At 71.1% G+C, this 26,138-nt stretch carries 19 protein-coding genes; 10 read left to right on the top strand and 9 right to left on the bottom strand.

All coding sequences use genetic code 11. The features are described from left to right. Positions 1-18: 18 nt before the first annotated feature. Positions 19-1,152 carry a hypothetical protein gene (locus WMF36_RS03080; protein ID WP_437578075.1) on the bottom strand — a complete coding sequence of 378 codons (1,134 nt, stop codon included), beginning with the start codon at positions 1,150-1,152 and terminating at the stop codon, positions 19-21. A 262-nt stretch (positions 1,153-1,414) separates the two neighbouring features. Here WMF36_RS03080 and WMF36_RS03075 point away from each other — a divergent pair, with 262 nt between their 5' ends. From WMF36_RS03075 to WMF36_RS03050, 6 genes are all read left to right on the top strand, one after another. Further along, a complete protein-coding gene (locus WMF36_RS03075) occupies positions 1,415-2,617 on the top strand; it encodes a sigma-70 family RNA polymerase sigma factor (RefSeq protein ID WP_437578074.1) in 1,203 nt (400 codons plus the stop codon). Between the two features lie 181 nt (positions 2,618-2,798). Continuing rightward, complete coding sequence (locus WMF36_RS03070; RefSeq protein ID WP_437578073.1) at positions 2,799-5,186, top strand: DEAD/DEAH box helicase; 2,388 nt, start codon at positions 2,799-2,801, stop codon at positions 5,184-5,186. Continuing rightward, the gene (locus tag WMF36_RS03065; RefSeq protein ID WP_437578072.1) at positions 5,183-6,277 is read left to right on the top strand and encodes a hypothetical protein; all 1,095 of its coding nucleotides are present in this window, start codon (positions 5,183-5,185) and stop codon (positions 6,275-6,277) included. Before WMF36_RS03070 ends, WMF36_RS03065 begins: the two co-directional genes overlap by 4 nt. A gap of 491 nt (positions 6,278-6,768) precedes the next feature. Next, on the top strand, positions 6,769-6,891 hold the full coding sequence (locus WMF36_RS03060) for a hypothetical protein (protein WP_437578071.1): 123 nt from the start codon (positions 6,769-6,771) through the stop codon (positions 6,889-6,891). Positions 6,892-7,228: 337 nt separating this feature from the next. After that, positions 7,229-7,945, top strand: coding sequence for an integron integrase (locus tag WMF36_RS03055; protein ID WP_437578070.1), 717 nt, complete (start codon positions 7,229-7,231; stop codon positions 7,943-7,945). A 299-nt stretch (positions 7,946-8,244) separates the two neighbouring features. After that, positions 8,245-8,763, top strand: coding sequence for a hypothetical protein (locus WMF36_RS03050; protein WP_437578069.1), 519 nt, complete (start codon positions 8,245-8,247; stop codon positions 8,761-8,763). A gap of 565 nt (positions 8,764-9,328) precedes the next feature. Here the strand turns inward: WMF36_RS03050 and WMF36_RS03045 are convergent. The 3 genes from WMF36_RS03045 to WMF36_RS03035 all read right to left on the bottom strand — a co-directional run bounded on the left by WMF36_RS03045 (position 9,329) and on the right by WMF36_RS03035 (position 11,843). Next, entirely contained in the window at positions 9,329-9,967 is a 639-nt protein-coding gene (locus WMF36_RS03045) for a tyrosine-type recombinase/integrase (RefSeq protein ID WP_437578068.1), read from the bottom strand. Continuing rightward, positions 9,898-10,185: a site-specific integrase gene (locus WMF36_RS03040; protein ID WP_437581846.1), complete on the bottom strand. Its 288-nt coding sequence runs from the start codon at positions 10,183-10,185 to the stop codon at positions 9,898-9,900. Before WMF36_RS03040 ends, WMF36_RS03045 begins: the two co-directional genes overlap by 70 nt. Positions 10,186-10,373: 188 nt before the next feature. Continuing rightward, positions 10,374-11,843 carry a PLP-dependent aminotransferase family protein gene (locus WMF36_RS03035; protein ID WP_437578067.1) on the bottom strand — a complete coding sequence of 490 codons (1,470 nt, stop codon included), beginning with the start codon at positions 11,841-11,843 and terminating at the stop codon, positions 10,374-10,376. 64 nt (positions 11,844-11,907) lie between these two features. Between WMF36_RS03035 and WMF36_RS03030 the strand changes: the two genes are divergently transcribed. The 4 genes from WMF36_RS03030 to WMF36_RS03015 all read left to right on the top strand — a co-directional run bounded on the left by WMF36_RS03030 (position 11,908) and on the right by WMF36_RS03015 (position 16,073). Next, positions 11,908-12,405: a cupin domain-containing protein gene (locus WMF36_RS03030; RefSeq protein WP_437578066.1), complete on the top strand. Its 498-nt coding sequence runs from the start codon at positions 11,908-11,910 to the stop codon at positions 12,403-12,405. Continuing rightward, positions 12,402-13,295: a dihydrodipicolinate synthase family protein gene (locus WMF36_RS03025; protein ID WP_437578065.1), complete on the top strand. Its 894-nt coding sequence runs from the start codon at positions 12,402-12,404 to the stop codon at positions 13,293-13,295. The genes WMF36_RS03030 and WMF36_RS03025 overlap by 4 nt, the downstream gene beginning before the upstream one ends. Before the next feature lie 296 nt (positions 13,296-13,591). After that, entirely contained in the window at positions 13,592-14,602 is a 1,011-nt protein-coding gene (locus tag WMF36_RS03020) for a hypothetical protein (protein ID WP_437578064.1), read from the top strand. Then, entirely contained in the window at positions 14,589-16,073 is a 1,485-nt protein-coding gene (locus tag WMF36_RS03015) for a hypothetical protein (RefSeq protein ID WP_437578062.1), read from the top strand. Before WMF36_RS03020 ends, WMF36_RS03015 begins: the two co-directional genes overlap by 14 nt. 26 nt (positions 16,074-16,099) lie before the next feature. Here WMF36_RS03015 and WMF36_RS03010 read toward each other — a convergent pair whose 3' ends face one another. The 5 genes from WMF36_RS03010 to WMF36_RS02990 all read right to left on the bottom strand — a co-directional run bounded on the left by WMF36_RS03010 (position 16,100) and on the right by WMF36_RS02990 (position 26,007). Beyond that, positions 16,100-17,413, bottom strand: coding sequence for a hypothetical protein (locus WMF36_RS03010; RefSeq protein WP_437578061.1), 1,314 nt, complete (start codon positions 17,411-17,413; stop codon positions 16,100-16,102). Between the two features lie 368 nt (positions 17,414-17,781). Beyond that, a complete protein-coding gene (locus WMF36_RS03005) occupies positions 17,782-19,152 on the bottom strand; it encodes a hypothetical protein (RefSeq protein WP_437578060.1) in 1,371 nt (456 codons plus the stop codon). A gap of 187 nt (positions 19,153-19,339) precedes the next feature. Further along, positions 19,340-20,401, bottom strand: a complete 1,062-nt coding sequence (locus WMF36_RS03000; RefSeq protein WP_437578058.1) for a hypothetical protein — start codon at positions 20,399-20,401, stop codon at positions 19,340-19,342. Positions 20,402-20,584: 183 nt separating this feature from the next. Continuing rightward, a complete protein-coding gene (locus WMF36_RS02995; RefSeq protein WP_437578057.1) occupies positions 20,585-22,210 on the bottom strand; it encodes a serine/threonine protein kinase in 1,626 nt (541 codons plus the stop codon). 452 nt (positions 22,211-22,662) lie between these two features. Continuing rightward, complete coding sequence (locus WMF36_RS02990; RefSeq protein ID WP_437578056.1) at positions 22,663-26,007, bottom strand: GAF domain-containing protein; 3,345 nt, start codon at positions 26,005-26,007, stop codon at positions 22,663-22,665. Positions 26,008-26,138: the final 131 nt, after the last annotated feature.

Genomic DNA, 26,138 nt, shown 5'->3' with positions numbered 1-26,138 from the left:
CTCCTCGACGCTCAGCCATCACCACACCCCCTCGATCCGGACGCCGGCGCCGCGCGCCGTCGCCTGCGGGACCACGCGGACGCCGCCGCCGTTCTCCGGCGAGGGCGCCCACCAGAACGACGAGAGCGCCGCCGCTCCCACCACGCCGCTCGCCACGAAGCTCGCGACCGCGACGAGGCCCAGGGCATCGCGGGCATGGAACGCGTCCAGGAGCTGGGCGCACTTCGGCTCCTTGCTCGCGATCTTTTCGTGGCACGTATGGTCCGTGGTGTCCGTGTGCCCGCTGAGCACCTGCTCGCGCAGCGCCTCGGCCTCGGTGTCCTTGATCGCCGACGCGAGCGCGAACCCCGCGCCGACCACGATGCCCGCCGACGCGAGCGCGAGCCCCCCGACCCGGATCGCCGGGCCGATCGCCACCTCCGCGGCCGCGGGCCGCAACGCCGCCGGCCCCGGCGCGACCGCCGCGACGCGCGAGGCCGCCGCCGATGGCCGCGGCCCCGGCGGCTTCTCCTTGAGGGCCAGGCCGATCGCCGGCGTGTCCCCGCGCTGGGCCTCGAAGCGCCCCACGCCGTCCTCGTGGCCTCCGAGCGTCGCCCGCGCCTCGTGGCTGCCGGGCTCGACATAGACCACGTACGTGGCGAGCCCCTGGCCGACGCGCCGGCCGTCCATGAACACCTCCGCCTCGGGCTCGCCCACCACGATCGCGACCGCGGCGACCTCCTGCGCGGCCCGCTGGAGCCCTCGCTGGAGCTTTGCCCTGACGCCCGGCGCGAGCGCATCCCCCGCCTCGAGCGCCCGGCGCAGGTGCTCCGCGGCGTCCCGGAAGCGGCGCAGCGAGAGCTCCGCCAGCCCGAGCTCCCCGGCCCAGCGAGGGTCGCCCGTCGACTCCCACGCCGTCCGATACGCCGCCGCGGCCTCTTCCCACCGCCCGGCGCGCCGCTCCTGCTCCGCGCGGCGGAGCGTCGCCGCCGTGGCCGCGGGCGAGACGACCGGCGGCGCGACGGTCGCGCGCGAGCCTCCTGACGGCGAGACCGCCGAGAGCGAGCCCCCCGCCCCCGTGCCGGGCGATGGCGGCGCCTCGGCCAGCGCACCGCGGCTCCAGCCTGAAGCGCACGACAGCAGCGCGAGCCCCAGGCACCTCGTCAAGCGCATGGCCGCCGACCCTATTCAGCCCGCCGATCGCCCGCAAGCACGAATCCCAGGTGCGGAACGAGCGAGAGATAGGATGACGAATCAGAAGACGTCCACGTAATGCAAACGCATCGCGGCCCCGGCGCGCGCTCACCCCTCGCCACGGCGGATCAGCGCTTGCCGGGGATCCGGACTCCGCCAAGAGCGCAATACCGGCAGCCCGGGAGGGGGACCGGGAACGATTTCGAGCCCCATCGGGTAACCGGCGGATAATGGATCGGGCATGGATGCAAAGGATCCGCGCGGCGCGTCCGCCGGAGCGCCACCGCCCACCTGGGAGACCCTCCTGCGCGAGCACCTCGGTTTCCTGCGCGGCTGCGTGGCATCGGAGAGGATCCCGGAGGCCGACAGGGAGGATGTGCTTCAGGAGGTGCTGCACAGCATCTCGCGGGCCCTGGCCACCTTCGATCCGGCCCGGGGCGAGCTGCGCGCCTGGCTGAAGGCCGTCGTCCACAACCATGCATCCAACTACCGGCGCCGCGTCTACCGGCGGCGCGAGGCGCCGTGGCCGGACGAGCCGCTGGAGGTCGCCGACGAGGCGCCGAGCTCCGAGGAGCGCCAGATGGAGCACGAGCGGCGGCAGCTCCTGTCGACGCTGCTGCTCGAGCTGCCGCCGGAGCGGCGCGAGGCGCTGATTGCCCACGAGCTCGGCGAGGCGGGTATCCCGCGTGTCGCGGAGCTGCTCTCGATCCCCGCCACCACCGCGAAGAGCCGAGTCCGCCACGGGCGCGAGGAGCTCAAGGCAGCGGCGCGCCGCTGGCAGGCGCGCCATCGCCGCCGCCTCGCCGCGCTGCTCCCGATGCGCGCGGCCGGCGGCGCGGGGGAGCGTCCCCGGCGCGCCGCATGGCGGGAGCGCCTGGCTCACCGCGTGCGGCGCGCGCTCCGTGAGGCGGTGTCCGGCGCAAGGGCACCGCGGGCAGGCGCGGCCGCCCAGGCCTGCGGTTCGTTCGCGGCGAGCGTCTGGAGCGTCGCCTTGACAGCGGGGCTCCTGCTGGCCGGGCATGGCGGCTTTCACCCCGGAAGCGCGGCGCCGCCGGGCGCTCTCCTGGCCGCGCGTGCTTACGTGTCGTCGGAGGCGGCGAAGGTGGCACAGGCCGGCGAGCCCTCGGTCTTCCCCGCGAACGACGGCTCCCCCGCGAACGACAGGCCGCCCTCGGCTGGGGCGCAGGTGGCCCTGGCGTTGAACGATAAAGACATCGTGTCTGCTCGTCCTCGGGACGTGTCGCGGCCGCAGCCGCGCTGGACCGGCGCGCAGGGCGATCGGCAGGAGATCCTGAGGATGGCCGCCGCGGCGCGCGCCATCGGGGACGACGTGCTGGCGCGCGCGCTGCTGGAGCGTCCCCGACTCGACCTCTCCAGCATCACGCCACGGCCGGATCGCAATGTGCCCCTCGCTGCCTCGACGCCCGCGGCGCGCAATCGATGAGACCCCTCGGCCGCGAGCTCACAACTCCCATCAAGGTCAGCCTCCGTGGAGTGCGACGCGGAGAACAATGCATTCCGATCAGGAGCGTCAATTTTCCAAAACAAATCGTCTCATTCCTCGCCGCCCGCCTGCTCATGGCACCTCGACAGCCCGGTGACGGCGGGATACAGGCGGCGAAGGTATGCAGGTCTCCACGACGCCCATCACGTCCATCACCGCGAGCGACGTGAGAGGGCTGCTCGCCGCGGGCGCCGGCGGCGGGCTGCTCTCCGGCGCGGATCTCTTCACCTTGGCATTCGCGCTCTCGGGCCGGTCGCGCCAGCTGCCGATGACGCTCGATGAGGCGCATGACCTGCTGTTGGCAAACGGCCTTCCGCTGGCGCTCGCGGGGGGCGGGCTCATCGAGCGAATGCGCGAATCGACGAGCGCGGATCCGGCGTTCCTGGCCTACAACGCGAGCACGTTCTGCCTCGACCGCAACGTCGGTCTATCGCGCCGGCTCGTCCAGCTCGTTGATCGGCACGACGTCCAGCAGCTCATCCACGCGTCTCGCGCCGAGCGGCAGCCGCCCCCCGCACGCCCTGCCGCCCCCCTTCGGGCCCGGCCTGCCACGCCGGCTCGGAGGACCGAAGCGCCCGCTGCGCCGCCTCGACGACCCCCCACCGCCCCGCCCCAGGAGCACCCGCCGCGCGCCCGCGCCTCCCGCCCGTCCGCCACGTCCGCCGCCTCCCGCCCGCCCGCCACGTCCGCCGCCTCCCGCCCGCCCGCCGTGCCCACCGCACCGCCCCCGGCGCCCCCGCCCGAGCCCGCTCCGCCTCTGCCGGCCCCGCCGCCCAGGAAGCCGGCGCCGCTCCTGATGGCCGGCCTCGACCGGTCCGAGCTGCTCCAGCGGCTCCAGGGCCCGCCGGCCTCGCTCGCGGCGGTGAGCCACGCGCTGCGCGCCCATCTGCTCGCCTCGGCCGAGCAGTTCGAGGAGCTGCTCGCGCTCGCCGCCCTCACCGGCGTCGAGCCGCACCGCTACCAGATCGAGACCGCCCGCCGCGTGCTCCGCGGGTTCCGCGGGCGCGCGCTGCTCGCCGACGAGGTCGGGCTCGGCAAGACCGTCGAGGCGCTCATGATCCTGCGCGAGTACCAGCTCCGCGGGATGGTCCGGCGGGCGCTCATCCTCGTCCCCCCGGCGCTCGTCGGCCAGTGGACGGGCGAGCTCGCGGAGAAGGCCGGGATCGCGGCGCGCACCACCGACGACGCCGCGCGCACGGCCGACCCCGAGGCCTTCTGGCGCGACGAGGGCGTGGTCGTCGCGTCGCTCGCCCTCGCGAGGAGCGCGAAGCACGCGCCGCTCGTCCAGGCCGCCTCGTGGGACCTCGTGATCGTCGACGAGGCCCACCACGTCAAGAGCCGCACGACCGCCGGCTTCAGGCTGGTCGACGGCCTGCACAGCCGCTTCCTCCTGATGCTCACGGCGACGCCGATCGAGACCGACCTCGAGGAGCTCTACAACCTCGTGACGCTGCTCAAGCCCGGCCAGTTCGCGACCCCGGCCGCCTTCCGCGCCCAGTTCGTCGACCCGAAGGACCCGCTGTCGCCGAAGAACCGGGAGCGGCTGCGCGCCCTGCTCGCCGAGGTGATGGTCCGCAACACCCGCGCCGACAGCGGCCTCGCGCTGCCGCCCCGTTACGTGAGCACAACGCTTGTCGACCCGCTGCCGGAGGAGCGCGGGCTCTACGAGCGCGTCCTCGCGCTCGTGCGCGCGCACGGGGCCGACGCCGGCACCCGGCTTGTCACGTCGACGCTCCTGCTCGGCGCCGGATCGAGCCCGGCCGCCGTGCGCGGGAGCCTCGATCGCATGAGCGCGAGCGACAGGCGCGCGCCCGCGCTGCGCGCCGCGCTGGCCGCCCTCGCGAAGCAGGCGGCCTCGGTCCGCGCGTCCCGGAAGGGCGGCGCGCTCGTCGATCTCGCGCGCGCGCACGATGAGCCGATCCTCGTCTTCACCCGGTTCCGCGACACGCTGTCGTACATCGAGGCCGTGCTCCGCGACGCGGGCGTCGAGCCCGCGGCGTTCCACGGCGGCCTCTCCGCGGCGGACAAGCGCGCGGCCCTCTCGGCGTTTCGCGAGGGCCGCGCGCGCGTGCTCGTCTCGACCGACGCCGGCGGCGAGGGGCACAACCTCCATCACTGCCATGTCCTCGTGAACTTCGATCTCCCCTACAATCCCATGCTCATCGAGCAGCGGATCGGGCGGCTGCACCGGATGGGCCAGCGGGAGGAGGTGCGCGTCTACAACCTCTGCGCGCGCGGCACCGCCGAGGAGCGCGTCCTCGATCTGCTGGATCGCCGCCTGCACCTGTTCGAGCTGGTCGTGGGGGAGATGGACATGGTCCTCGGCAACCTGGCCGACGAGCGCGACCTGGAGGAGCGGATCGTCGCGCTCTACGCGACGTCGCGCTCGGAGGAGGAGCTCGCGAGCGGCTTCGACGCCATCGCCGAGGAGCTCGCCGCGGCGCGCGGGCGTTACGAGCAGGTGAAGCGCCTCGACGCCAGGCTCTTCGGGAAGGACTACGTGGCATGACCGCGTCGCCGGGGACGGCCTCGCCTGCGGGGGGCGCGCTGCCCGCTCCGCTCGATTTCGTTGTCGAGGCGCTCGCGGAGGCCGGAGCGCTCACCGAGCGGGAGGGTGCGCGGGCGGTGGCGCTGTTGCCGCCGCGGCTCGCGGCCGAGATCGAGAGCCCGGAGGAGTGCGCCCTCGCGCTTTACCCCGATCGGGACGGGGACGTCGCGTGCGGCCTCGGCTCGACGCTGCTCGAGCGGCTGATCGCGAGGGCGCGCGGGCGGCCGGTGTCCACGTCGGTGCGCCTCGCCGCGGATCCGCCGCGGCCTGCTCATGTGAGGGCCGCCGCGGACCGCTTCGCGCTGCGCAACGGGCTCTGCGAGCCCGGGCAGATCTCCATGGGCACGGCGGTGTACGTCGCGGCCAGCGTCGCTCATGTCGTCGAGGCCGACGACCGGCGCGAGGGGCTCGTCCGGGTGGTGGTGAGCGCGCACGACGGCGGCGAGCCGGACGCCGCGGTGGGCGCGCACCTGGACCTCGCCTGGCCGAGCGCGCTCGTGCAGCCGAGCGCCGCGCCGCTCGCGGCGGACGTCCGTGCGGCGGACTGGATCGCGCTCCGCGCGGAGCGGGCGGTGCGGGCGGCGGTGCAGCCGCTGCTCGGCGAGGTCGAGCGCAGGCACGCGCGGGATCACGATCGCATCGTGTCGTATTTCGCGGACCTGATCGCGGAGGCGCGGGCGCCGCGGCGGCGCGCGGATCCGAAGGCGGTCGAGGCCAAGGTCGCGCACCTCGTGGCGGAGCGGAACGCAAAGCTGGAGGCCCTGCCCGCGCGGTTCGCGGCGAGGGTGACGTGCTCGGTCGCGGCGCTGGTGATCGCCGAGGTCCCGGCGGCGCTCGTGAGCCTGCGTCTCCGGCGTCGCAAGGAGTCGCGGGAGCTCGTCGCGCGGCTCCCGGCGGGCGCGTCGAGCCTGGACAGGCTCACGTGCGAGGCGTGCGGCGCGGCGACGGCGAGGCCGGCGGCCTGTGACGATCGGATGCACCTGCTCTGCGAGGCGTGCGCGCCGAACGCGCAGGGCAGGATCGCGTGCCCGGCGTGCGCGAAGCGGCGCTGAGGGTCAGTCGGCCGCCGTGCCCCGAACCGCCTCACCGCTGCCCCGAACCGCTTCACGGCTGCCCCGAACCGCTTCACGGCTGCCCCGAACCGCTTCACGGCTGCCCCGAACCGCTTCACGGCTGCCCCGAACCGCTTCACGGTTGCCCCGAACCGCTTCACGGTTGCCTTTTTCGCCTCGGACCCCCGGTGGCCCCCGGGTCTGGCGCCCTTTTCGCCTCGGACCCCCGGTGGCCCCCCGGTCTGGCGCCCTTTTCGCCTCGGACCCCCGGTGGCCCCCCGGTCTGGCGCCCTTTTCGCCTCGGACCCCCGGTGGCCCCCGGGTCCGGCGCCCTTTTCGGAGTCGGGCTAGAGACACGCCTCCAACGAATAGGCGTTTGCGGGACTGCGCCTGAGCAGCAGCGGCGGCGAGGTCCCGGCGGCGGCTTCGTTCAACTGTCAAGCGCCGGGCCTGGGGAGCTTGCCCTGACCGATCCGTCGCCTCGGGCGGCCGTGGTCGCCTCGCTCGCCAGCACCCTGAGCCGCGCCGTCGCCCTCGGGGACGAGGTGGCGGCGCGGGTCGTTCACGAGGCGATCGGTCGGCTGCTCGGGCTGCAGGTGGCACCGGAGGGGTGAGCAGGCCTGGGCCGAACATCGAGCCCGCCGCTCGCGTGGACTCCGCTGCCGGAGCCTTGCCGCTCGCCAGCGCCCGCGGGCTCTGCTGAGATCGCCCGCGCGCAGTGGCTGCATGCCGATAAGCAGTCACCGGTTGGACTGCTGATCCAAAGCATTACAACGGAACATGTTTGTTGGCTTGCATGAGTTCGCGCTCACGCGGCCTGGGCGGGGTGGGTTCGACCGAACCCCTGACGGCCGCCATGGCGGAATTGGCGCCCAACAAACTGGAGGCCGCCGCCGATCCCCGACAAACTGGGCCTTCGCGCCTGGCACTGCGCCTGCCGAGAGCGCCGCCATGCCCCGGACCCCTGAAGCGCCTACGCCGCACCCCCCGCGCCTCCTCCCCGCGGTGCTCACGCAGGCCGAGGTGAGCGCTCTCCTGGATCGCATGACCGGCGTCCCGCGACTCATGGCCTCCCTCCTGTACGGCGCCGGCCTCCGTCTGCTTGAATGCGCCGAGCTCCGCGTGAAGGACCTCGACCTCGAGCGCCGCGAGATCCTCGTTCGCGACGGCAAGGGCAGGAAGGATCGAATCACGATGCTGCCGCTCCGCCTGGTCCCCCCGCTCCGCGATCACCTCACCGCGGTGTGCGCTCAGCACGCCGCCGATGTCGCGGCCGGCACCGGCTGGGTGACCCTCCCCGACGCCCTGGACCGCAATTATCCGAACGCTGGCCGGGCATGGCCCTGGCAATGGGTCTTCCCCGCGACGCGGCCCCATCGCGACAGGGAGACAGGTCAGCTCCGGCGGCATCATCTGCACGAGACGGTGCTCCAGCGCGCGGTGCGAGAGGCCTCCCTCGCCGCCGGTCTATCGAGGCGCGCGAGCTGCCACACCCTGCGTCACTCCTTCGCCACGCACCTGCTGGAAGCCGGCTACGACATCCGCACCATCCAGGAGCTCCTCGGCCACCGCGACGTGAGCACGACGATGATCTACATCCACGTGCTGAACCGCGGCGGCCTGGCCGTCCGCAGCCCCCTCGACGGCCCCTTCGGTCCGAGGTTGTGAGCGGACCGGGTTGTGTCCGGCAACGTCCCGATGAGGCGGCCGCGCCGTGTCACCCAGGCGCGACGCGTCCGCCGCGCCCCCGACCCCCGGAAAGGCGGCGACTGCCGCCGGAGTTAGACGGATCTACCCTACGGCGCTGGACAGCATTGGGGCCTTGCGGCGCAGAGCCGATCCGTGAGACTCTCCGTGGGGGAGGTCACAAAAGGCGACGAGCTAGACAGACCTGGTCCGGCGGCTTCGGTTGACCAATCGACTGATAGTTGGACGGCCCGAGGCTCCTTCGAGAGAAGCGTGGTAAAATGTCGACCTCATACCTTCTACGTCTTGGCGGTTTGGCTGCAATCATCGCAGGTATCCTGCGGTCAGGATCGTCGTTTCTTCCTTACGGACAACCCACTGTTGTCCAAGAGTTACTTTACCTCGTCATCGATATATCGATTCTGTTTGGGCTTCTAGGGGTGTACGGGTATCAGAGTACAGATGCTGGGCGATCAGGCTTATTCGGCTTCGTCCTCGCGGTGATCGGCACTGCCATGATTACCGGGCCCGACGGCACGCTCGGTGGCGTGCAAGAGTATGTCGTCGGTGCCCTGCTCATATCGGCTGGCATCGTTTTCCTGGCTATCGGTTCGTGGCACGCCGCGAGGCTCCCACGATACGTGCCTGTGCTGTGGGTCATCTCGACGGTCGTCGGCGTCAGCGGGTTTGCTCTCAGCGGGCCACCGGCACTGTTGACTATCGCTGGCCTGGCCTTTGGCGCTGGGTTCATTGGTGCCGGAATGAAGATATGGTTGGATCCAGCATTGCGGGCTTGTTAGCACGAAGAAGCGATCGTTCATTGCACCAGGGTGCCCAACTAGCGGCTGCACCGGACGCCACGCAGCGGACATGTCCGTTCCATCAACGTTGATCGCGCGGCGCCGGTGAACCTGACGTTGGGCAGATCGAAGCGGCTTCTTCAATCCTCGTTCTTAAACCACTCGGAGGACAAACAGATGAATTGGGCATCTATCGGCATTGGAGTCGCAGCAATCGTCTTTGGGCTTTTCACGGCATACGCTCGCCATTGCGCTCCGCACTTGGTAAGCAAGCTTGCGCACATGAAGCGGCAGTTTGGTGAGACCGCCGGGTACGTAGTCCACTTCATTGCCTATACGGTGATTCCTATCGTGACTGGGTCTTTGGCGCTTTACATGGGGCTTCAAGGGAGGTCGTTCTTGTGAGAAGGTCGCCCTCGCAATGGCACTCGACGCGCTGCCTCTTGCCGCCGCATCTCTCGCACGGCACATGACTCGGCATCATGGCGGCGCCATGGCGCTCCATGTACGCTGGACCGTGCCGCCGCACCACGTCGGCGAGCCGGAGCATAGCTCGAGGCCCGCGCTACACATCGACCATCAGCCGGTCGAGCGTCTCTTGCAAGCGCTCGGCGCCGGGCTGGGTGACATGCATGTAGAGCTCTGTCGTGCGGAGCGACTTGTGACCGAGCACTTGTTGGATGGTGCGCAGCGAGACGCCGGCCTCGAGCAGATGCGTCGCGTAGCTGTGGCGCAGCGTGTGGATCGTCGCGTCCTTCTCGATGCGGGCGTCCGCGCGTGCCGCCCTCGATGCGGGCGTCCGCGCGTGCCGCCGTGAACGTCTTCTGCAGCGTTGTCTCGTGCATGGGAGCGACCCCGTCCTGCGGGACGAACAGGTAGGGTGCCGAGGATCGGGCCGCTCGGTTTTCCAGTACTGGCGCAGACGCGCGAGCAGCGGGCGTGGCAGCGGCACGCCGCGATCCTTGGCGCCCTTGCCGTCGCGCACCCAGACGACGAGCCTTTGGCCGTCGATGTGTCCGGTCTCGATCGAAAGGCCCTTTCCGAGCCGCACGCCGAGGGCGTAGATCGTCGTCAGGGCCATGCGCCGCACGGGATGCCGCACGGCGCGGAGCACCGCGCGCACCTCGCCCTGGCTCAGGACGACCGGCAACATGCGCGGCTTGTTGACCCGAAGCAAGTCGAACACCTTCCAGTCGCGCTGCATGGTGTGGATAAAAAAAAGCGGAGCGCGTGCACGGCGATGTTGATGCTCGATAGCGCGAGTTTCCTCTCCTCTCGGAGGTAGAGGAAGTACGCGCGTACGTCCTCGTCCGTGAGCGCCTCCGGCTCCCGCGCTACCCGATCGATGAACTGCCGCACCGCGAGCAGGAATCCCTCCTGCGTCCGCGGTCGAAAGTCGCGCAGCCGCATGTCCTCACTCATCCACTCCCGCCAGGTCGTAAGCGTCACCATGGTCGTCTCCGTCGAACGCGCGGCGACACTGCGTCACCGTGCGAGGACAAGAGTACCAGGTACCGATATGGGCTGGCGACAGGCAAGCCATCCCAGGAGAGATATGGTGAGCGCGCGCAGCGACCAACGCGCCTATCGGCGTCTGCCGCAGTCTGGAGCTACCGCGCTTGCGCGGCTTCGTTCAACACGTCGCAGATGCTCGACAGCTCCTCGCTCGTGTGAGCCGCGAAGCCGAAGCGAAATGCGGGTACGGACCCAGCCGCGACGTGAGCAGACCCCGGCGTGAGGGCCAGGCCGCGCGCGTGCGCGCGTCTGACGAGCTCTTCCGAAGTGAAGCTGCGCAAGCGCATCCAGAGCGCCAGTCCCCCGCCAGGCGGATCGCACGCGATCGCGGAGCGCAAGGGCGGCCTCGACTCGATCTGTTGCAGCAGGTGGTCACGGCGCTGCCGGTAGAGCTGCCGGGCGCGCCGCGCGTGACGCTGAACCTCGCCGTCCTCGATGAGCTCGGCCACGGCGCGCTCGAGGACGATGTCTCCCTGACGATCGAGCAGCTCGCGGACCGCCTTCAAGCGCGCGACAACGGACCTGTCCGCGATGATGTATCCGAGCCGTAGGGCGGGGGCGATGAGCTTCGAGAGCGATGCGATGTAGATGCAACGCGACGAGAGGTCCTTGGTCGCAGAGAGGGGCAAGAGCGGCGCGCCCTCGAAGTGGTACTCGTAGTCGTAGTCGTCCTCCACGATGTAGAGCCGGAAAGACTCACAGATTCGTCGCAGGTGCATTCGACGCTCAGCGGACATCGCGACGGTCGTGGGGTACTGATGGTGCGGCGTCACGTACACGGCCTTGAGGCGCCCCTTGAGCCTCTTCGCGTGCACCTCCAGCTCATCCGTTCGAAGGCCATCCGCGTCGACGGGCACATGGACGACGTCGGCCCGAGCGAGCTGGAAGGCGCGCCATGCCGGCGCATAGCCGGGGTGCTCGACGGCGACGACATCCCCAGGCTCCAGCATCGCCAGCGCGAACAGGCTCAGCGCGCCCTGGCTGCCACGCGTCAAGACGACCTCCTCCGAGGAGCACGAAAGCCCGCGAGCGTGGTTGACGAAGCCCGCGAGAACCTCCCTGAGCACGGGATCGCCCGCAGCATCTCCGTAGCCGAGGCCCGTCCGAGCCAGCGCTCGGAGGGCGCGCCGCTGGGCGCGAGCGAGCTCGTCCAGGGGCGCGATCCGGGCGTCTGGAACCCCGTCGTTCACCACGATCACGGCGGCGCGTCGCCGGTCGAGCGCCGTCTCGACGGAGCGGCGGCCCTCGGCGTCGGCGACAGCGAGCGTCGGAAGGTTGAGCGCAACCCGGGTGCCGCGGGCGGGTAGCGCCTCGAGCCACCCCTGGGCCACCAGCTCGTCCACGGCGGCAACGACGACCTTCCTGTTGACCTTGAGCTGGGCTGCGAGCGTCCGGCTGCCCGGAAGCGTCGAGCCCGGCAGGAGTCGTCCGCGCTGGATCTCCTGGACGATCGCGCGGCTCAGCTGGGTTTGCCGCGGCACGGACGCACCGCCGTCGAGCACCAGGTCGAAGCGCCAGGGCCGACCAGCTGGACCCGTCGAGATGTTCGTTCTGGAGCCTGTCATGGGTCCAGCTTCGCGCTACTCCTGGTCCTGCGCAAGACGCTCTTCGCGCGGACAAGGAGCAAAAATGAGCGAACGGTTCCATTCAGCAGACTTCGACAAGACGCCGCCGCGGCCTCGCGTGGTGATGCCAGAGAAGCTCGCGCACCCGGCGGTCGAGTCCGCCGGGCGTCACGGCGACTACTCGAAAGCAAGGAAACACCCGGTCTTCTTCGTGGACCTCCCGTCCCACGCGATCAGCATGACCATCGGCTGGCTCGAGCCGGGGCAATCCTCGAATCGGCATCGGCACACGTACGAGACCCTCCTCTACGTCCTGGAAGGAGAGGGCTACTCGTACGTGGGCGGGAAGCGCGTCGACTGGAAGCAGGGGGACGCGATCTACGTCCCTGTGTGGGCCTGGCACAACCACGTCAACACAGGAGAGGGGCGGGCACGCTACCTCGCCTGCGAGAACGCGCCGGTGCTGCAGAACATGGGAGGGGTCGCGCTGCGCGAGGAGGTGCCCGATCGGGGTGACCAGCTCTTCGACAAGAACCACGAGTCGGAAGGAGGCGCGCGATGACCTCCTCTCTCCGTGGAATCGTCGCTTACCCCATCACGCCGTTCACGGAAGGCGGACGCGTCGATGAACGACTCCTCGGGCGCATCGTCGACGACATGCTCGCCGCGGGCGTCCATGCGATCGCGCCGCTGGGCAGCACCGGGGTGCTGCCGTACCTCTCGGACGAGGAGCGCGAGGCCGTCACCGACCTCGTCGTCAAGCGCGTCGCGGGCCGGGCTCCGACCCTGGTCGGCGTGTCGAGCCTCACCACGGAGCGGACCGTGCACCACGCGAAGTACGCGGAGAGGGCTGGCGCCACCGCGGTGATGATCCTCCCGATGAGCTACTGGAAGCTCTCGGACAAGGAGATCGTGACGCACTTCGAGACGGTCGCGAAGGCCCTCTCCATCCCCATCGCCGTGTACAACAACCCGGCGACGGGCGGCCTCGATCTGAGTCCCGACACGATCGCGCGGCTGCTGCGCATCCCGAATGTCACGATGGTGAAGGAGAGCACCGGGGACGTGAACCGGATGCACCGGCTCGTGCAGCTCTGTGGCGACCAGGTTGCCTTCTACAACGGGAGCAATCCGCTCGCGCTCGCCGCATTCGTCGCCGGGGCCCGCGGCTGGTGCACGGCGGCCCCGCACGTCATCCCCCGCCTCACCATCGAGCTCTACGACGCGGTGACTCGCGGCGACCTCGACGCCGCTCGGCGCTCCTTCTACCGCCAGCTGCCTTTCCTTCAGTTCATCGTCGCGCATGGCCTGCCGCGAGCCATCTCGGCGGCCCTGGAGCTGATGGGCCATCGGGTCGGGCCGCTTCGGGCCCCGCTGCAGCCCCTCGAGAAGGAACGGGTCGAGGAGCTTCGACGGATCCTTGTCGATCTCGCCGTGCTGCCGTCCACATGACGTACGCTTCGCCGCGATCCTCCTGAACCCCGCGCTCCGCAGGCGCCGCCGTGACGGCCCGCCGCGCTCGCCCTTCGCCGGACGCCGACGAGGACAAGGCGACATGGCCGTGCGCGGAGCGGCGCGCGACGCCCCGGACACGGCGGCTCGGACTGGCGGCGACGCCGGGACTCGGCTGGTCGTCGAGGCGCGCTGTGATAGCACTTGAGCCCATGGGCGCCGCCGCGGCCCGCGGACCGTCCGCCGGGAACGGCGCGACGCAGGCCACCCGGTCGGCGGGGGTGAGGTGCGTGGATATGACAGTAGATTTTTCGGTCCTCTTCGGGCTCGGCGCGCTCGGCTGCGGTGCGGGCATGACCTGGCTCGCGGCTCGGACGGCCTCGTTGAAGGGACAGCTGCGCGAGGCCGCACGGAACGCGGAGGCCTTCCGTCAATCCAAGGTGCAGCTCGAACAGCTGCGCTCGGAGCACGCCCAGGACCGAGAGACGCTCGAGCGCGCCCGGAGCGAGGAGCGACAAAAGGTCGAATGGCTCGACGCGCAGCAGCGAGAGATCGAGTGGTTACGGAGGGAGCTGGACGCTCGGCCCAAGATCACGCAGAAACGGTACAAGATCCTGACGCTCGGCATCAAAGGGACCGGGAAGACCTCGCTCACGTTGAAGTGGGCCAATCCCCTCGTTGATCTCGGCAAGCTGCAAGGGACGAAGATCGAGCGCTACGAGCGAACCGTGAGCAACGTGTCCACCAAGGAAGAGCTGACCGAGCACATCTTCGAGATCGGCGACTGGGGCGGAGAGCATCTCGTCGAGGCCCAGCACGAGCTCGTCGTGGAAGAGGTCCACGGTCTGCTCCTCGTGGTCGATCTCGCGTCCAAGGACGGACGGCAGGTGGATCCGGCCCGGGTAGAGGAGCAGATCCGGGAATTTCAGCCGCAGTCGCTGCGCTACTTCTTCGGCTCGAAGACGCTGACCGCCTGCAAGGCGGTCGTCCTGTTCATCAACAAGTCGGACGTCCTCTCCGGGACGCCGGCCGAGATCGAGCTGGAGGCGCACCGGCATTACCGGCCGCTGATCGACGGGATCGAGCGGCTCAAGAACCACGTCAGCACGCGGGTGCTCGTGGGCTCGGCGAGCTACGGCCACAGCACGCACCACCTGTTCTCGCACTTCGTCGAGCGCATCCTGCCGAAGCACGCCTACGACGGTCAGCTCCTCCAGCGCATCAAGCAGGATGTCCTCGCGCCGACGGCCATCTCCCAGACAGCGCGACTCTCGGCTCAGCAGGTCGGGCCCCATGCGCAGAAATGAAGCCAGCGCCGCGGGGTACGAGCCTCCGCGCTACCGCGCCGCGGACGACGCGCCGTGGTACCACGTGCTCCACGGGAACGTCCCGGAGCACCAGATCGATTTCATGTATGGCCCGGAGGTCCCCCACGGACCGCTCACGCCGACGCATCTGAGCCACCTCGCGCGCCTGATGAAGTACATCGAGCCACAGACGAACGGCACGCACGCGTTCGCCATCGGCAATCTCTCGCGCGACGACACCCAGCACGAGGCAGGGCACGGCGCGATCTCCCTGATCTTCGCGTTCCGGATCGGCGGCGCGACGGATCACGCGGGCAGGGGGCACCCGCCGTTCGCGCACGGGATCGCGGCGGTCGATCGCGAGGTGCGCCCTGCGTCGCTGCTCGAAGCGGCGATCGCGTTCCACCGCCACACGATGAACGCAGGACAGTCCGGCTCTCCCGCGAGCGCCTTCTACCGCGCGTACGTGCGCGCGGTCCTGGAGCGTCCGGACGGCGTGTCCCGCGTGCTGGCGCGCTATGTGGAGGCGTTCGACGATCTCCCACGGTTGCCGCGGAGCGACCTGTCCTGGGCGTGGGTCGCCGATGCGGCCGCGCAGCCGAGGCGGGTGGTCATCGTGCACGGCGACGACGAGCCGTTCGAGGCGGTCGCGAGCGTCGCTTCGAGGCTCGCGACGGTGCTGTTCCGCTCGAACATCAAGTGGACGGCGATCACCACCGGTCGAGAGGCCGGTATCCCGGGCGGGCTGTCGGTGAGGCTCGTGGCCGAGCGCGATGTCGCGACGGAGGAGCGCCAGGGCCGGCTCCTGCGCCTCGAGGAGGTGCCCGGGGACGAGGCGGAGATCGCCCGGACGGTGTTCAGCGCGAGGCCGTATGGTGCGGAGTCGGAGAGGTCGAAGCCCGTGGGCTGGCGGGAGCGCTACGCGGCGCAGGGCGCGCTGGCTGCCGGCGCGCCCCAGGACGCCGCGCGCACGGGACCCGAGGCCCAGGCGGTGCGGCGCGAGGAGGCCGCGGCCGCTGCGACGCCCGCCGGCGCGCGCGCCGCGGCGGCGGAGGGCGAGCAGGAGGAGAGGCCGCCCGTCGTGGAGAGGCCGCCCGTCGTGGAGAGGCCGCTCGCGCGACGCTGGATCCGGAGGGCGGTCGTCGGCGCGAGCGCGGCGGTGGCCGCGGCATCGGTGCTCGGCGTCCTGTCGGATCCCGCGCGCGAGGAGAGGAGAGGGGATGTCGCGGCGCCGCCGGCAGCGGTGATGGAAGACGAGCCGGACATCGAGCCGACGGCGCCTCCGCCGGCGCGGGTGGACACGCGCTCACCGGAGGCGCCGCCGGCGGCCACGGGAGGTGCCCGGGCGCAGCGCCGGGGGACGCAGCGAGGTCCGGCGAGGTGGACTCAACGCAGGACACCGCCTCCGGCCGCAGAGACCTCAGAGACCGCAGGTCCGACGGTGTTCGACAGCCCACCCGTGTTCGAATAGGAGCTCGGCGTGGGGCAGGCCGCCGCTCACGGCGTGCAGCTCGTCCCCGTCTTGAAGTTCCAGCACGCGGCGCCCTCACCGCTGTCGCCCGCTTCGGACGAAACGTCCAGTCCACCCAGCCCGCCGGCTCCCGGCGATCCGGGGGAGAACGGCGTCAACGACGGCATGGCAACGCGGTCAGCGTCGTAGGCGATGCCGATCGCATGTCCGCCGCGCCCGCCGCCTCCTGGCCCGCCGCTGCCGCCATCGCTGCCATCCCCTCCAGTGCCTGCATAACGACGGTTCGGATGGCTCGCGTTGACACCACCTGGTGCACCGTGCCCCCCTGGTCCGCCCTCTTGCCCGGCCGCTCCGTCTCCCCCTTTGCCTCCTTCTCCAAGGGTGACGCTTACCTCTGACAGGACCAGCCGCGTCCCGATGCCAATGATTCCGATGCTGGACCCGCCGGCTTTCCCGCCAGCGCCGCCTCTGCCGCCGCATCCGCCCGCGCCTCCACCACCGCCGCTCGCGCCAGCGCCGTTTGCCTGACGCCTAGTTGAAAACATGTTTGAACCTGCTCCCCCTCCTCCTCCTTGGCCCGGATTCCCGGGCTTGCCGCGAGCGCCGTCGCCGTGCGTCACCCCGGCGAGGGTTAGCCTGCCGCCATGGCCGCCATGGCCGGCGCCTCCGTTGCCTCGGCGAGCACCATTGAAACCATTCTGGCCATATCCGGCATCGTCGACCGTGCCCCCATTGCCGTTCACCATCGCCTCCGGATCCGGCTTGCCAGCCTCCCCTGGCCTCCCGCGGCTGTCCGTACCGAGCGCGAGCGGCAGCCCCCCATCCCCGCCCGCGCCACCGTCGGTGTCCACGCCATCGCACGTAGTCCGTCCGGGCTTGCCCCCCATAGGGGCAGTCGCGATCCAGGCATCCGTCGGCGCGCCCTCCGCGTCCCCCGCCGGCGCGTCAGCCCCAGCCGCCGCCGTGCCCGTTTCCGCCACGCCGTCCTCGCCGGCCCTCCCGTTGCCGGCCAGCACGTCGATCTGCGTCAGCTCCGCCGCGATGTCCGCCACGGCAACAGCGATGGACGACGCGCCAGGCTCCGTCGCGTCCGCCGCCCGGATCTCGAATCCCTGCACCTTCGCCCCGCCCGCCTCGCCCGTCAGCGTCAGCGCGACCTGCCCCGCTGGCCCCACGATCGTGCTCTTCTTGTCCGCGCTCTTCTCCCACTCCCCGTTGCACGTGTAACCCCCGTGCACCTCGATCCCTGCGCGCAGCGTCACCGCCTCGGCGAACGCCTTGTCGGCGCACGCACACACCTTCCTTCCCTCCGCGTGGTCGATCGCGTCTTGCAGGCGCATGTAAGGATCGTCGCTCTTCCCGGAGCCTCCAGCATCCTCGCCCGCTCTCGCAAACACGCCGCACCCGTCCGTATTCCGAACCGGCTCCAGATCTGCACAATGCCAGCACCTTCGTACCGGCTGGCACGAGGTCGCGTGCAACGCCGCGGCGAGCACGGCGGCGTACCGAAATCTAGGAGCCTCCTCGAACAGACCCTGTCGCATGATAGGACTCCTCATTGTCACCGACGTGTGCTCAGCGAAAGACATGCTCCGGGCTCATGTACAGCGGAGGCCTGACCGCCCGATCTGGGATCGGTGTGCGGGTCGTCAACTTCGACATGAGCATCTCTCGCGATGATGCTCGAGGCGTGGTGGCAGGCCGCCGCTCACGGCGTGCAGCTCGTCCCCGTCTTGAAGTTCCAGCACGCGGCGCCCTCACCGTGGTCGCCCGCTCGGGACGAAACGCTCGGTCCACTCAGACCGCCGGCTCCCGGAGCTCCGGGGGAGAACGGCGTCAACGACGGCATGGCAACGCGGTCAGCGTCGTAGGCGATGCCGATCGCATGTCCGCCGCGCCCGCCGCCTCCTGGCCCGCCTCTGCCGCCATCGCTGCCATTCCCGCCAGTGCCTGCATAACGATGGTCCGGATCGCTCGCGTTGACACCACCTGGTGCACCGAGGCCCCCCGGTCCGCCCTCTTGCCCAGCCGCTCCGTCTCCCCCTTTGCCGCCTTCTCCAAGGGTGACGCTTACCTCTGACAGGACCAGCCGCGTCCCGAGGCTGATGATTCCGATGCTGGACCCGCCGGCTTTCCCGCCGGCGCCGCCTCTGCCGCCGCATCCGCCCGCGCCTCCACCGCCACCGCTCGCGCCAGCGCCGTTTCCATGACGCGTAATTGAGAGCATATTTGAACCTGCTCCCCCTCCTCCTCCTTGGCCCGCATTCCCGGGCTTGCCGCGAGCGCCGTCGCCGTCCGTTATCCCGGCGAGGGTTAGCCTCCCGCCATGGCCGCCATCGCCGGCGCCTCCGTTGCCTCGGCGAGCACCATTGGAACCATCTTGGCCATATCCGGCAATGTCGATCGTGCCCCCATTGCCGTTCACCATCGCCTCCGGATCCGGCTTGCCAGCCTCCCCTGGCCTCCCGCGGCTGTCCGTACCGAGCGCGGGCGGCAGCCCCCCATGCCCGCCCGCGCCACCGTCGGTGTCCACGCCATCGCACGTAGTCCGTCCGGGCTTGCCCCCCATCGGGGCAGTCGTGATCCAGGCAGCCGTCGGCGCGCCCTCCGCGTTCCCCGCCGGCGCGCCAGCCCCAGCCGCCGCCGTGCCCGTTTCCGCCACGCCGTCCTCGCCGACCCTCCCGTTGCCGGCCAGCACGTCGATCTGCGTCAGCTCCGCCGCGATGTCCGCCACGGCAACAGCGATGGACGACGCGCCAGGCTCCGTCGCGTCCGCCGCCCGGATCTCGAATCCCTGCACCTTCGCCCCGCCCGCCTCGCCCGTCAGCGTCAGCGCGACCTGCCCCGCTGGCCCCACGATCGCGCTCTTCTTGTCCGCGCTCTTCTCCCACTCCCCGTTGCACGTGTAACCCCCGTGCACCTCGATCCCTGCGCGCAGCGTCACCGCCTCGGCGAACGCCTTGTCGGCGCACGCGCACACCTTCCTTCCCTCCGCGTGGTCGATCGCGTCTTGCAGGCGCGTGTAAGGGTCGTCGCTCCTCCCGGAGCCTCCAGCGTCCTCGCCCGCTCTCGCAAACACGCCGCACCCGTCCACTGGAACCGGACGTGAATCCCCCTCCCCATCGTGACAGTGCCGGCAATCCGGTACCTGCTGACACGCGGTCGCGTGCAACGCCGCGGCGAGCACGGCGGCACACCGGAATCGACGAAGCTCCTCCAACAGACGAACTCGCATGGTGTCACTCCCCAATGTCACATCCTCGATGTCACCATCGTGCGCTCAGCGAAACTCCTGCCCCGGGCGCCAGCGCCACGGGAACGGCCGTCACCGCGGGTCCTCCATCGGCCCGCAACGATCCGTACAGCGCATAGCCCACGGTCGCCGCGCCGAGCACGCCCGCTGCGGCGAAGACCCCGGTGGAGACATTGTACAGGCGCGCGGCCTCGGTCCGGCGCTGGTGCACCTCGAGGCACCTCGCGTCGTCGGGCGTCTCGCGCGTCGCAGGTCCGCTCGCATAGCAGGAGTCCGCGCCGGGCACCGCGGCGTTGCCGCCGGCTCGCGCGCTCCGATCCGCGAGGAGCCTCAGGACGACCGCCGTTCCCGCCGCGAGCCCCGTGGCCGCGCCACCGGCTGCGACGAGCGCCATGCTCGGCCCGGCGGCGCCGCGATCCGGAGCCGTGGGCGGGCGATGCTGCGGCGTCCGGGGCTGAATCGCCGCCGCCGCAGCGGCGCGCCCCACGAACCGGAGCTCTATCTCCTGCGACGCTCCCGGCGCCAGCGCCACCGAGGTCATCGCCGGGGTCTCGCCCTGGAGCCGCGCCTCGATCCTCCTCTCCCCCGGCTCAACGTACACTTCTCGCCCGAGCGGGGATGTCCCCACGGAGACGCCATCGATGAGCACCGTGGCCTGCGCTCGGCTCACGATCAGCGTGAGCGTTCCGATGCTCGCCTTCGCCTCGTCGAGCATCTGCCGAGCCCGCGCCCGATCGAGCTCGCTCGCGCCCTCTGCCTCGCGCAGAAAGAACGAGATGTGCTCCGCGGCGTCGCGGTGCTCTCCGAGCTTGAGCTCCGCCCGCGCGAGGTTCGCCGCGATCTGGAAATGCTGCTTGAGCTTCCATGCCTCCAGGTAGGCCGCGTAGGCCTCCTGCCAGCGGCCTTCCCTGGCCGCCGAGATCCCCGCGCGGTAGATGCGTGCTGCGCGCGCGCTGTCGTCGCGTGGCGCCCCTGGCGCATCACGGGTCTGCGCCAGAGCGACCGCCTCCACGGTCACCGCGCAGAGGAACGCGCCCAGCATCACTCCGGCCGCACGCCGGCCAGAAGTCGTCAAGACACCCGCCATGGTGTACCTCCTGCGCGTCGATGACATGGGTTCATGAGGGGGCTCGAGAGGCGCAGGAGCACCGCCGTCTCGGCCATCGCGCCGCGGCGCCGACCCCTGCAGTGCGACAGGCCCAGGATGCCCGCCAGAGCGCTTCCGCCTGGAACTCACCGCTTCCCATCACTGCGGATCCTAGGGTCTGCGCCCTCGCTCTTCTCTGTCCAGACAGAGGACCCGTAGAAATCCCTTTTTCCCCGGGCAAGGATCGGCCTTCGACTGTCTATTTGAAGGCTGGCGGGGCGAAAGCGGCTTCTGGGTGCTCGTGCCAGCAGACGGTGCGTCCACACGCTGCTTGGATGTCAGGACTGGCGCAGGCGGTTCAGGCTCCAGACTCGCTCCATCCGCCGACATCCGCCTTGTGCTTCCGTCGGCCCGCGCCGGGCCCGGCGGGGCCAGCGCCGGTGGGCTCGATGCCGTGACGCCAGGCTCGGACGCCATCGCGCGAGGCTCGGGAGGGCGCTGCGACGGCAGCGCCGGCGAGCCGGCGCTCTCGTGCGCCGGCGCCGCCGGCGCCTCGGCGAGAAGCGCACGTCTCCCCGGCAAGACCAGCACCACCGCGACGAGCCCGGACAACGCAACCGCCGCGGCTGCGGCCGCAACCCTGGTATTCCACCTCGGGCTCGCGTCCTGTCGCGGCGGCTCAAGCGCTCCGGGCGGGATGGCCCTGACGGCGAGGTTCACCTGGGACGAGCTCGTGACCAGCGGCGTTGTCGAGCTCTCAGGGTCCCGCCGGTGGCTCGGAGTGGCCTTGTCGGTGTCCGTGGCGTTCGCGGTACCGTCGGCGCCCGAGGTCCGCGAGGAGGGCGGCGTCGAGAGCGGACTTCGCGCGATGCTCTGCGGCGGCGCCGCCTCTGGCGCCTCGCGCGTCCTCCCTGGCGCGGAGGGGAGCGCTCCTCGTGCCGTCGCGATCTGGTCGAGCAGCTCTGCCACTTCCGCCGCGGTCCCGAACCGCTCCTCGCGGTTTCGCCGCATGCAGCGGGCGACGATGTCGACGAGCCGCCGGTCCACGCGCCACAGGGTCCGCGCCAGGGTGGGGATCTCACCGCTCAGGATCCCCGCGAAGACCTCCGTCGCGTCCCCCCGGAACGGCCGCTCCCCGGTGAGCATCTCGAACAGCACGACGCCGAGCGTCCAGATGTCGGTGCGATGATCGATGGTCCTGTCCGCCTTGACCTGCTCCGGGCTCATGTACAGCGGAGATCCGACCACCCCGCCTGGCATGGTGTGGAGTCCGTCGTTGATCGACAGGTTCTTGGCGACACCGAAGTCCAGCACCTTGACGACCCACCCCTCCACACCGGTCTCCCGGTGCAAGAAGATGTTCGAAGGCTTCAGATCCCGATGGACGATGTGGAGCTCGTGCGCCGCCGCGAGGCCCCTCGCGACGTCTCTGCCGATGCCCGCGCCGATCTCCGGCTCGACACGACGCCTGCGCAGCAGCAGCTCGGCCAGCGTCTCGCCCGAGAGCAGCTGCATCACCAGGAACGGATCGCCGGCGTCCGTCTCGGCCATGTCATAGACATCCACGATGTTCCGGTGCTGGAGCGCTCCGCAGCTTCGCGCCTCCCGCTCGAGCCGGACCCGGAGCTCCGGCTCCGCGCGGATCATCCGCTTGAGCGCCACCTCGCGCCCTGTGGCGAGGTTGATCGCCGACCAGACGGAGCCCATGGCGCCCTCGCCGATCTTTTCGACGAGCTTGTACTTGCCATTGATCGCCACACCAGCGCCGGCGGGTGTGTGCGCCTTCAGCTTTGACATAAGCCTCTCTCGCGCCCTTTCGCACCGGAACCAGTGCGCCAGGAACGGACCGCACCGCGTCAGCCGCGCTGAACGCAGGTCGATTCTCGGCGGCGTTGCGCCCCTTCCAGGCGCCCTGGGATCGATCGCGGTCCGGTCACACGCTCGCCTGGAGCAAACACGACACGTGCCACGGGCAGGCGTGCAGCGTCATCGCACCTCCGTGGAGGTTCAAGGCGTCCATGCTCCGTCGCATGACCAGCGCCCGCGGCGGCGCCGAGCGGGCTCCACGTCTCAGGCGTGTCTCATGTGGCGCGCAACGAGACGTCTCAGTGGGCATGTCCCGAAGTGAGACGTGCCGGGCGGTGCTCTCAGCGTAAGCTCCCCCGCCCCCGTCTTGGCGGATGGCCGAGCGCCCCCCCGCGCGCTGCCGCGCACACCCCCACCCCGGCGCGTGCCTCCTGGAGCGCCCGTCACTCGTCCCGCGACCAGGGCAAGAGCCCCGTCGCCAGGCTCTTCACCGCCGCCGCCAGCTCGATCGGCTCGATCGGCTTGGGCACGTGCATCTGGTAGCCGGCCACGAGCGCCCGCACCCGGTCCTCGGTCCGCGCGTACGCCGTCAGCGCCAGCGCCGGCGTCCGACCCACCTTGCGCGGCAGCAGGTCCCGCACCTTCCGGATCAACGAGTACCCGTCCTCGCCAGGCATCCCGATGTCGACGACGAGCAGCGCCGGCTCCGACGTCTCCAGCAGCCTGAGCGCCTCGGCGCTCGATGTCGCCGTGCTGACCTCGGCCCCGCAGCGCCGGAGCACCGCCGAGAGCATCGCGAGCGTGTCGGGATCGTCGTCCGCGATGAGCACGCGCACGCCGGTCAACCGCGGGAACGGGTTGCGCGGATCGGGCGCGATGCCCGCGCTCGTCAGCGCCGTCGCCGTGGCGCCCGTCGACAGCGGCAGCTGCATCGCGCACGTCGTCCCGCGGCCAGGGCCGGGGCTCGTCATGCGCACCATGCCGCCGTGCAGCCCCACGAGGTGCCGCACGATCGACAGCCCGAGGCCAAGGCCGCCGTGGCGGCGCCCGATGCCGCCGTCCTCGTGCCGGAAACGCTCGAAGACGTGCGGGAGCACGTCCGCCGAGATCCCCTCCCCGTCGTCGGTCACCCGGATCTCGGCGAAGCGCTCGTCCTGCGAGAGCTGCACCTGCACCAGACCCCCGGGGCGCGCGAACTTCACCGCGTTCGACAGCAGGTGCCACACCACCTGCTGGAGCCGCGCCGGATCGCCCTCCACGAACACGCCCTCCGGGTCGAGCTTCGTCTCGATCGCCACGCCCTTGCCGGCGGCAGAGGGGAGGATCGACTCGACCGCCGTCTGCACCGGCAACGTCAGCTCGACCGCGAGCCGCTCGATCTTGAGCGTGCCCGTCACGACCTGCGACGCGTCGAGCAGCTCGTCGATGAGCGTCACCTGGTGCTCGGCGTTGCGCTCGATCGCCGACAGCGCGCGCGTCTCCGCGACCCGATCGAGCGAGCCCGCCTGCATCATCCGCGCCCAGCCGAGGATCGCGTTGAGCGGCGTGCGCAGCTCGTGCGACACCGTCCCGAGGAACTCGTCCTTCAGCCGGTTGGCGTCCTGCACCTCGCGGTAAAGACGCGCGTTGTCGAGCGCGAGCGCGGCGCGATGCGCGACCTCCTCGGCGAAGGCGACGTCGGGCCGCTCGAAGAACCGGCCGGACTCCGACGAGACGAGCGAGATCGCGCCGAGGATCCGCCCGCGCGCGCGGAGCGCCACGACGAGGTAGGAGAGCGGCGCGAGCGCCCGGTTGGCCGCCGCCTCCTCGCTCGTCATCGCCTCGTGCAGGAGCACGTCCCCGCGAACGTCGGCGTAGAGCTCCGACCGGCCCGTGCGCAGCACGCGCGCCACCGGGCCCGGCTCGCCGTCGACGCGGCTCGGGTGGAAGTACCGGAGGAGCGGCTCCTTCAGCGGGCTCACGTGCGCGACCGCGACGTGGCGCAGGCCGAGGCCGTCGTCGATGTCCACCAGGCAGAAATCGGCGAGCACCGGGAGGGCGAGCCGCGCGAGCGACTGGAGCGTGGCCGTGAAGTCGAGCGACGCGGCGAGCGCCGTGCTGAGCTCGGCCAGGAAGGCGAAGCGCCGCGCCGCCTCCTCGGCCTCGGCGCGCGCCGCCTGCACCCGGATCAGGCGCGCGCGCTCCTCCTCGGCCCGCTTGCGATCCGTGATGTCGCGGTGGATGCCGACGAGGAACAGCGGGCGACCCTCCTGGTCGTGCACCGCGTACGCCGTCACCTCGATCGGCACCTCGGAGCCGTCGCGCCGCACGCACGGGACATCGCCGACGAAGGTGCGCGCGTCCTCGATCTGCTGGAGGATCCGGCGCGTGGTCTCCTCGCGGACGTCGTCGCGGTGCAGGAGCGCCATGCTCTTGCCGACGATCTCCTCGGAGAGATAGCCGAAGATCGACTCGGCCTCGCCCATCCAGTACCGGATGTTGCCCTCGACGTCCGTGACGAGGATCGCCTCGGGCATCTGCTTGAGCACCTCGTGCGAGAGGTGCATCGCCTCCTCCGTCTGCAACGCGGAGAGGCGCGCCCGCTCGAGCGCCTGCGCGCTCTGCTGGACCAGCGCGAGCATGAACGCCCGGTCGTCCTCGGAGAACGACTGCGGCGCCGAGAAGCCGAAGCCCACGGCCCCGAGCACGCGCCCCTCGAGGAAGAGCGGGATCGCGGCGTACGCGCGCTCGCCCGTCGCCTCGCAGCAGGACGCGAAGCCCGGCTCGAACTCGCGGAAGCGCTCGTCCGACTCGAGGAAGATCGGCTGCCGCTCGCGGACCGCGCGCGCGAGCGGCAGCTCCGCGCTGAGATCGAACGTCTTGAAGCGCGCGATCTGCGCCTCGAGGTACCCCGTCGAGCGCACCGTCTCGAGCTCGCCGCCGAGCCCGGCGCGCAGCGCCACCATGCCCGTCATCGCGCCGGCGGCCGCGACGACGTCGCTCGCGAGCACGCGGAGCACCGCGGGCGGCGTGATCGCGTCGGACAGCGCGGCCGTGACCGCGAAGAGCCAGGCGGCACGATCCGCGCTCCGCTCCGCCGACTGGCGCGCCTCCTCCGCCTTCCGGTAGAGATACGCGTTGTCGAGCGCCAGCGCGACGCGGTGCGCGAGCTCGGCCGCGAGCACGAGGTCGTCCGCGGAGTAGATGCGGTTCGACTCGGAGACGCCGAACGAGAGCACGCCGAGCTTGCGGCCGCGCGCGATGAGCGGCACCGCCATGGCCGAGCGCGTGCCGAGCTGCTCCAGCGCGGCGGCGCGCTCGACGGCCTCCTCGCCCTGATCGCCGTCGAGCTCGTGCAGGAGCTCGGACTCGCCGCTGTGCAGCACCTTGGCGATGCCGAGGCGCTCCTCGGCGTCGGGCGAGATCGCGCGCAGGAGCCCCTCGCGCTCGGGGTTCACGTGCTTCGCCGCGACCCGGCAGAACCGCTGCTGCGGCGCGCCCGCATGCCCCGCGCGATCGGAGCCCGCCGCCTCGGCCACGGCGCGCTGGCGCCGCTGCGCGTGGATCCCCGGCGCAGGCGTGACGTCGAGCGCGCTCACTCCGGGCGCGAACGGCGGCCCGCCAGCCTCGGACGGCGGCGGCGGCGGCACGGAGCCGATGAGGCCCATGGCGTCGGCGGTGCCGCGCTCGATCAGGTCGACCGTGCACCAGTCCGCGAGGTAGGGCACCGACAGGCGCGCGAGCCGCTCGAGGATCGTGTGCGGATCAAGCGATCCGGTGAGCTGCTCGCTCGCGTCCGCCAGGAACATCAGCTCATTATGGATCGCCCCACCGCGGGGATGATTCACGACCTGCCATGCCATGGCGGTCTCGCTGGGATGGCCTTCACGCTCCATGATGGTCGCCGGCGGCCGCATCGTAGCGAGGGCCGATCGCAGAA

The organism is Sorangium sp. So ce887, from assembly GCF_051521455.1.
GTDB lineage: Bacteria > Myxococcota_A > Polyangia > Polyangiales > Polyangiaceae > Sorangium.
The sequence above is the reverse complement of the archived record's forward strand: the minus strand, read 5'-3'. Positions and strand labels throughout refer to the sequence as shown.

Bases quoted from the DNA above. Each gene is read 5' to 3' on its own strand.
- WMF36_RS03010 (WP_437578061.1), bottom strand. From the start codon at position 17,413: ATGCGCCTGCAAGACGCGATCGACCACGCGGAGGGAAGGAAGGTGTGT.
- WMF36_RS03045 (WP_437578068.1), bottom strand. From the start codon at position 9,967: ATGCAGCGCGACTGGAAGGTGTTCGACTTGCTTCGGGTCAACAAGCCG.
- WMF36_RS03035 (WP_437578067.1), bottom strand. From the start codon at position 11,843: ATGACAGGCTCCAGAACGAACATCTCGACGGGTCCAGCTGGTCGGCCC.
- WMF36_RS03030 (WP_437578066.1), top strand. From the start codon at position 11,908: ATGAGCGAACGGTTCCATTCAGCAGACTTCGACAAGACGCCGCCGCGG.
- WMF36_RS03055 (WP_437578070.1), top strand. From the start codon at position 7,229: ATGCCCCGGACCCCTGAAGCGCCTACGCCGCACCCCCCGCGCCTCCTC.
- WMF36_RS02995 (WP_437578057.1), bottom strand. From the start codon at position 22,210: ATGTCAAAGCTGAAGGCGCACACACCCGCCGGCGCTGGTGTGGCGATC.
- WMF36_RS03020 (WP_437578064.1), top strand. From the start codon at position 13,592: ATGACAGTAGATTTTTCGGTCCTCTTCGGGCTCGGCGCGCTCGGCTGC.
- WMF36_RS03065 (WP_437578072.1), top strand. From the start codon at position 5,183: ATGACCGCGTCGCCGGGGACGGCCTCGCCTGCGGGGGGCGCGCTGCCC.
- WMF36_RS03040 (WP_437581846.1), bottom strand. From the start codon at position 10,185: ATGAGTGAGGACATGCGGCTGCGCGACTTTCGACCGCGGACGCAGGAG.
- WMF36_RS03025 (WP_437578065.1), top strand. From the start codon at position 12,402: ATGACCTCCTCTCTCCGTGGAATCGTCGCTTACCCCATCACGCCGTTC.
- WMF36_RS03080 (WP_437578075.1), bottom strand. From the start codon at position 1,152: ATGCGCTTGACGAGGTGCCTGGGGCTCGCGCTGCTGTCGTGCGCTTCA.
- WMF36_RS03075 (WP_437578074.1), top strand. From the start codon at position 1,415: ATGGATGCAAAGGATCCGCGCGGCGCGTCCGCCGGAGCGCCACCGCCC.
- WMF36_RS03070 (WP_437578073.1), top strand. From the start codon at position 2,799: ATGCAGGTCTCCACGACGCCCATCACGTCCATCACCGCGAGCGACGTG.
- WMF36_RS02990 (WP_437578056.1), bottom strand. From the start codon at position 26,007: ATGTTCCTGGCGGACGCGAGCGAGCAGCTCACCGGATCGCTTGATCCG.
- WMF36_RS03015 (WP_437578062.1), top strand. From the start codon at position 14,589: ATGCGCAGAAATGAAGCCAGCGCCGCGGGGTACGAGCCTCCGCGCTAC.
- WMF36_RS03050 (WP_437578069.1), top strand. From the start codon at position 8,245: ATGTCGACCTCATACCTTCTACGTCTTGGCGGTTTGGCTGCAATCATC.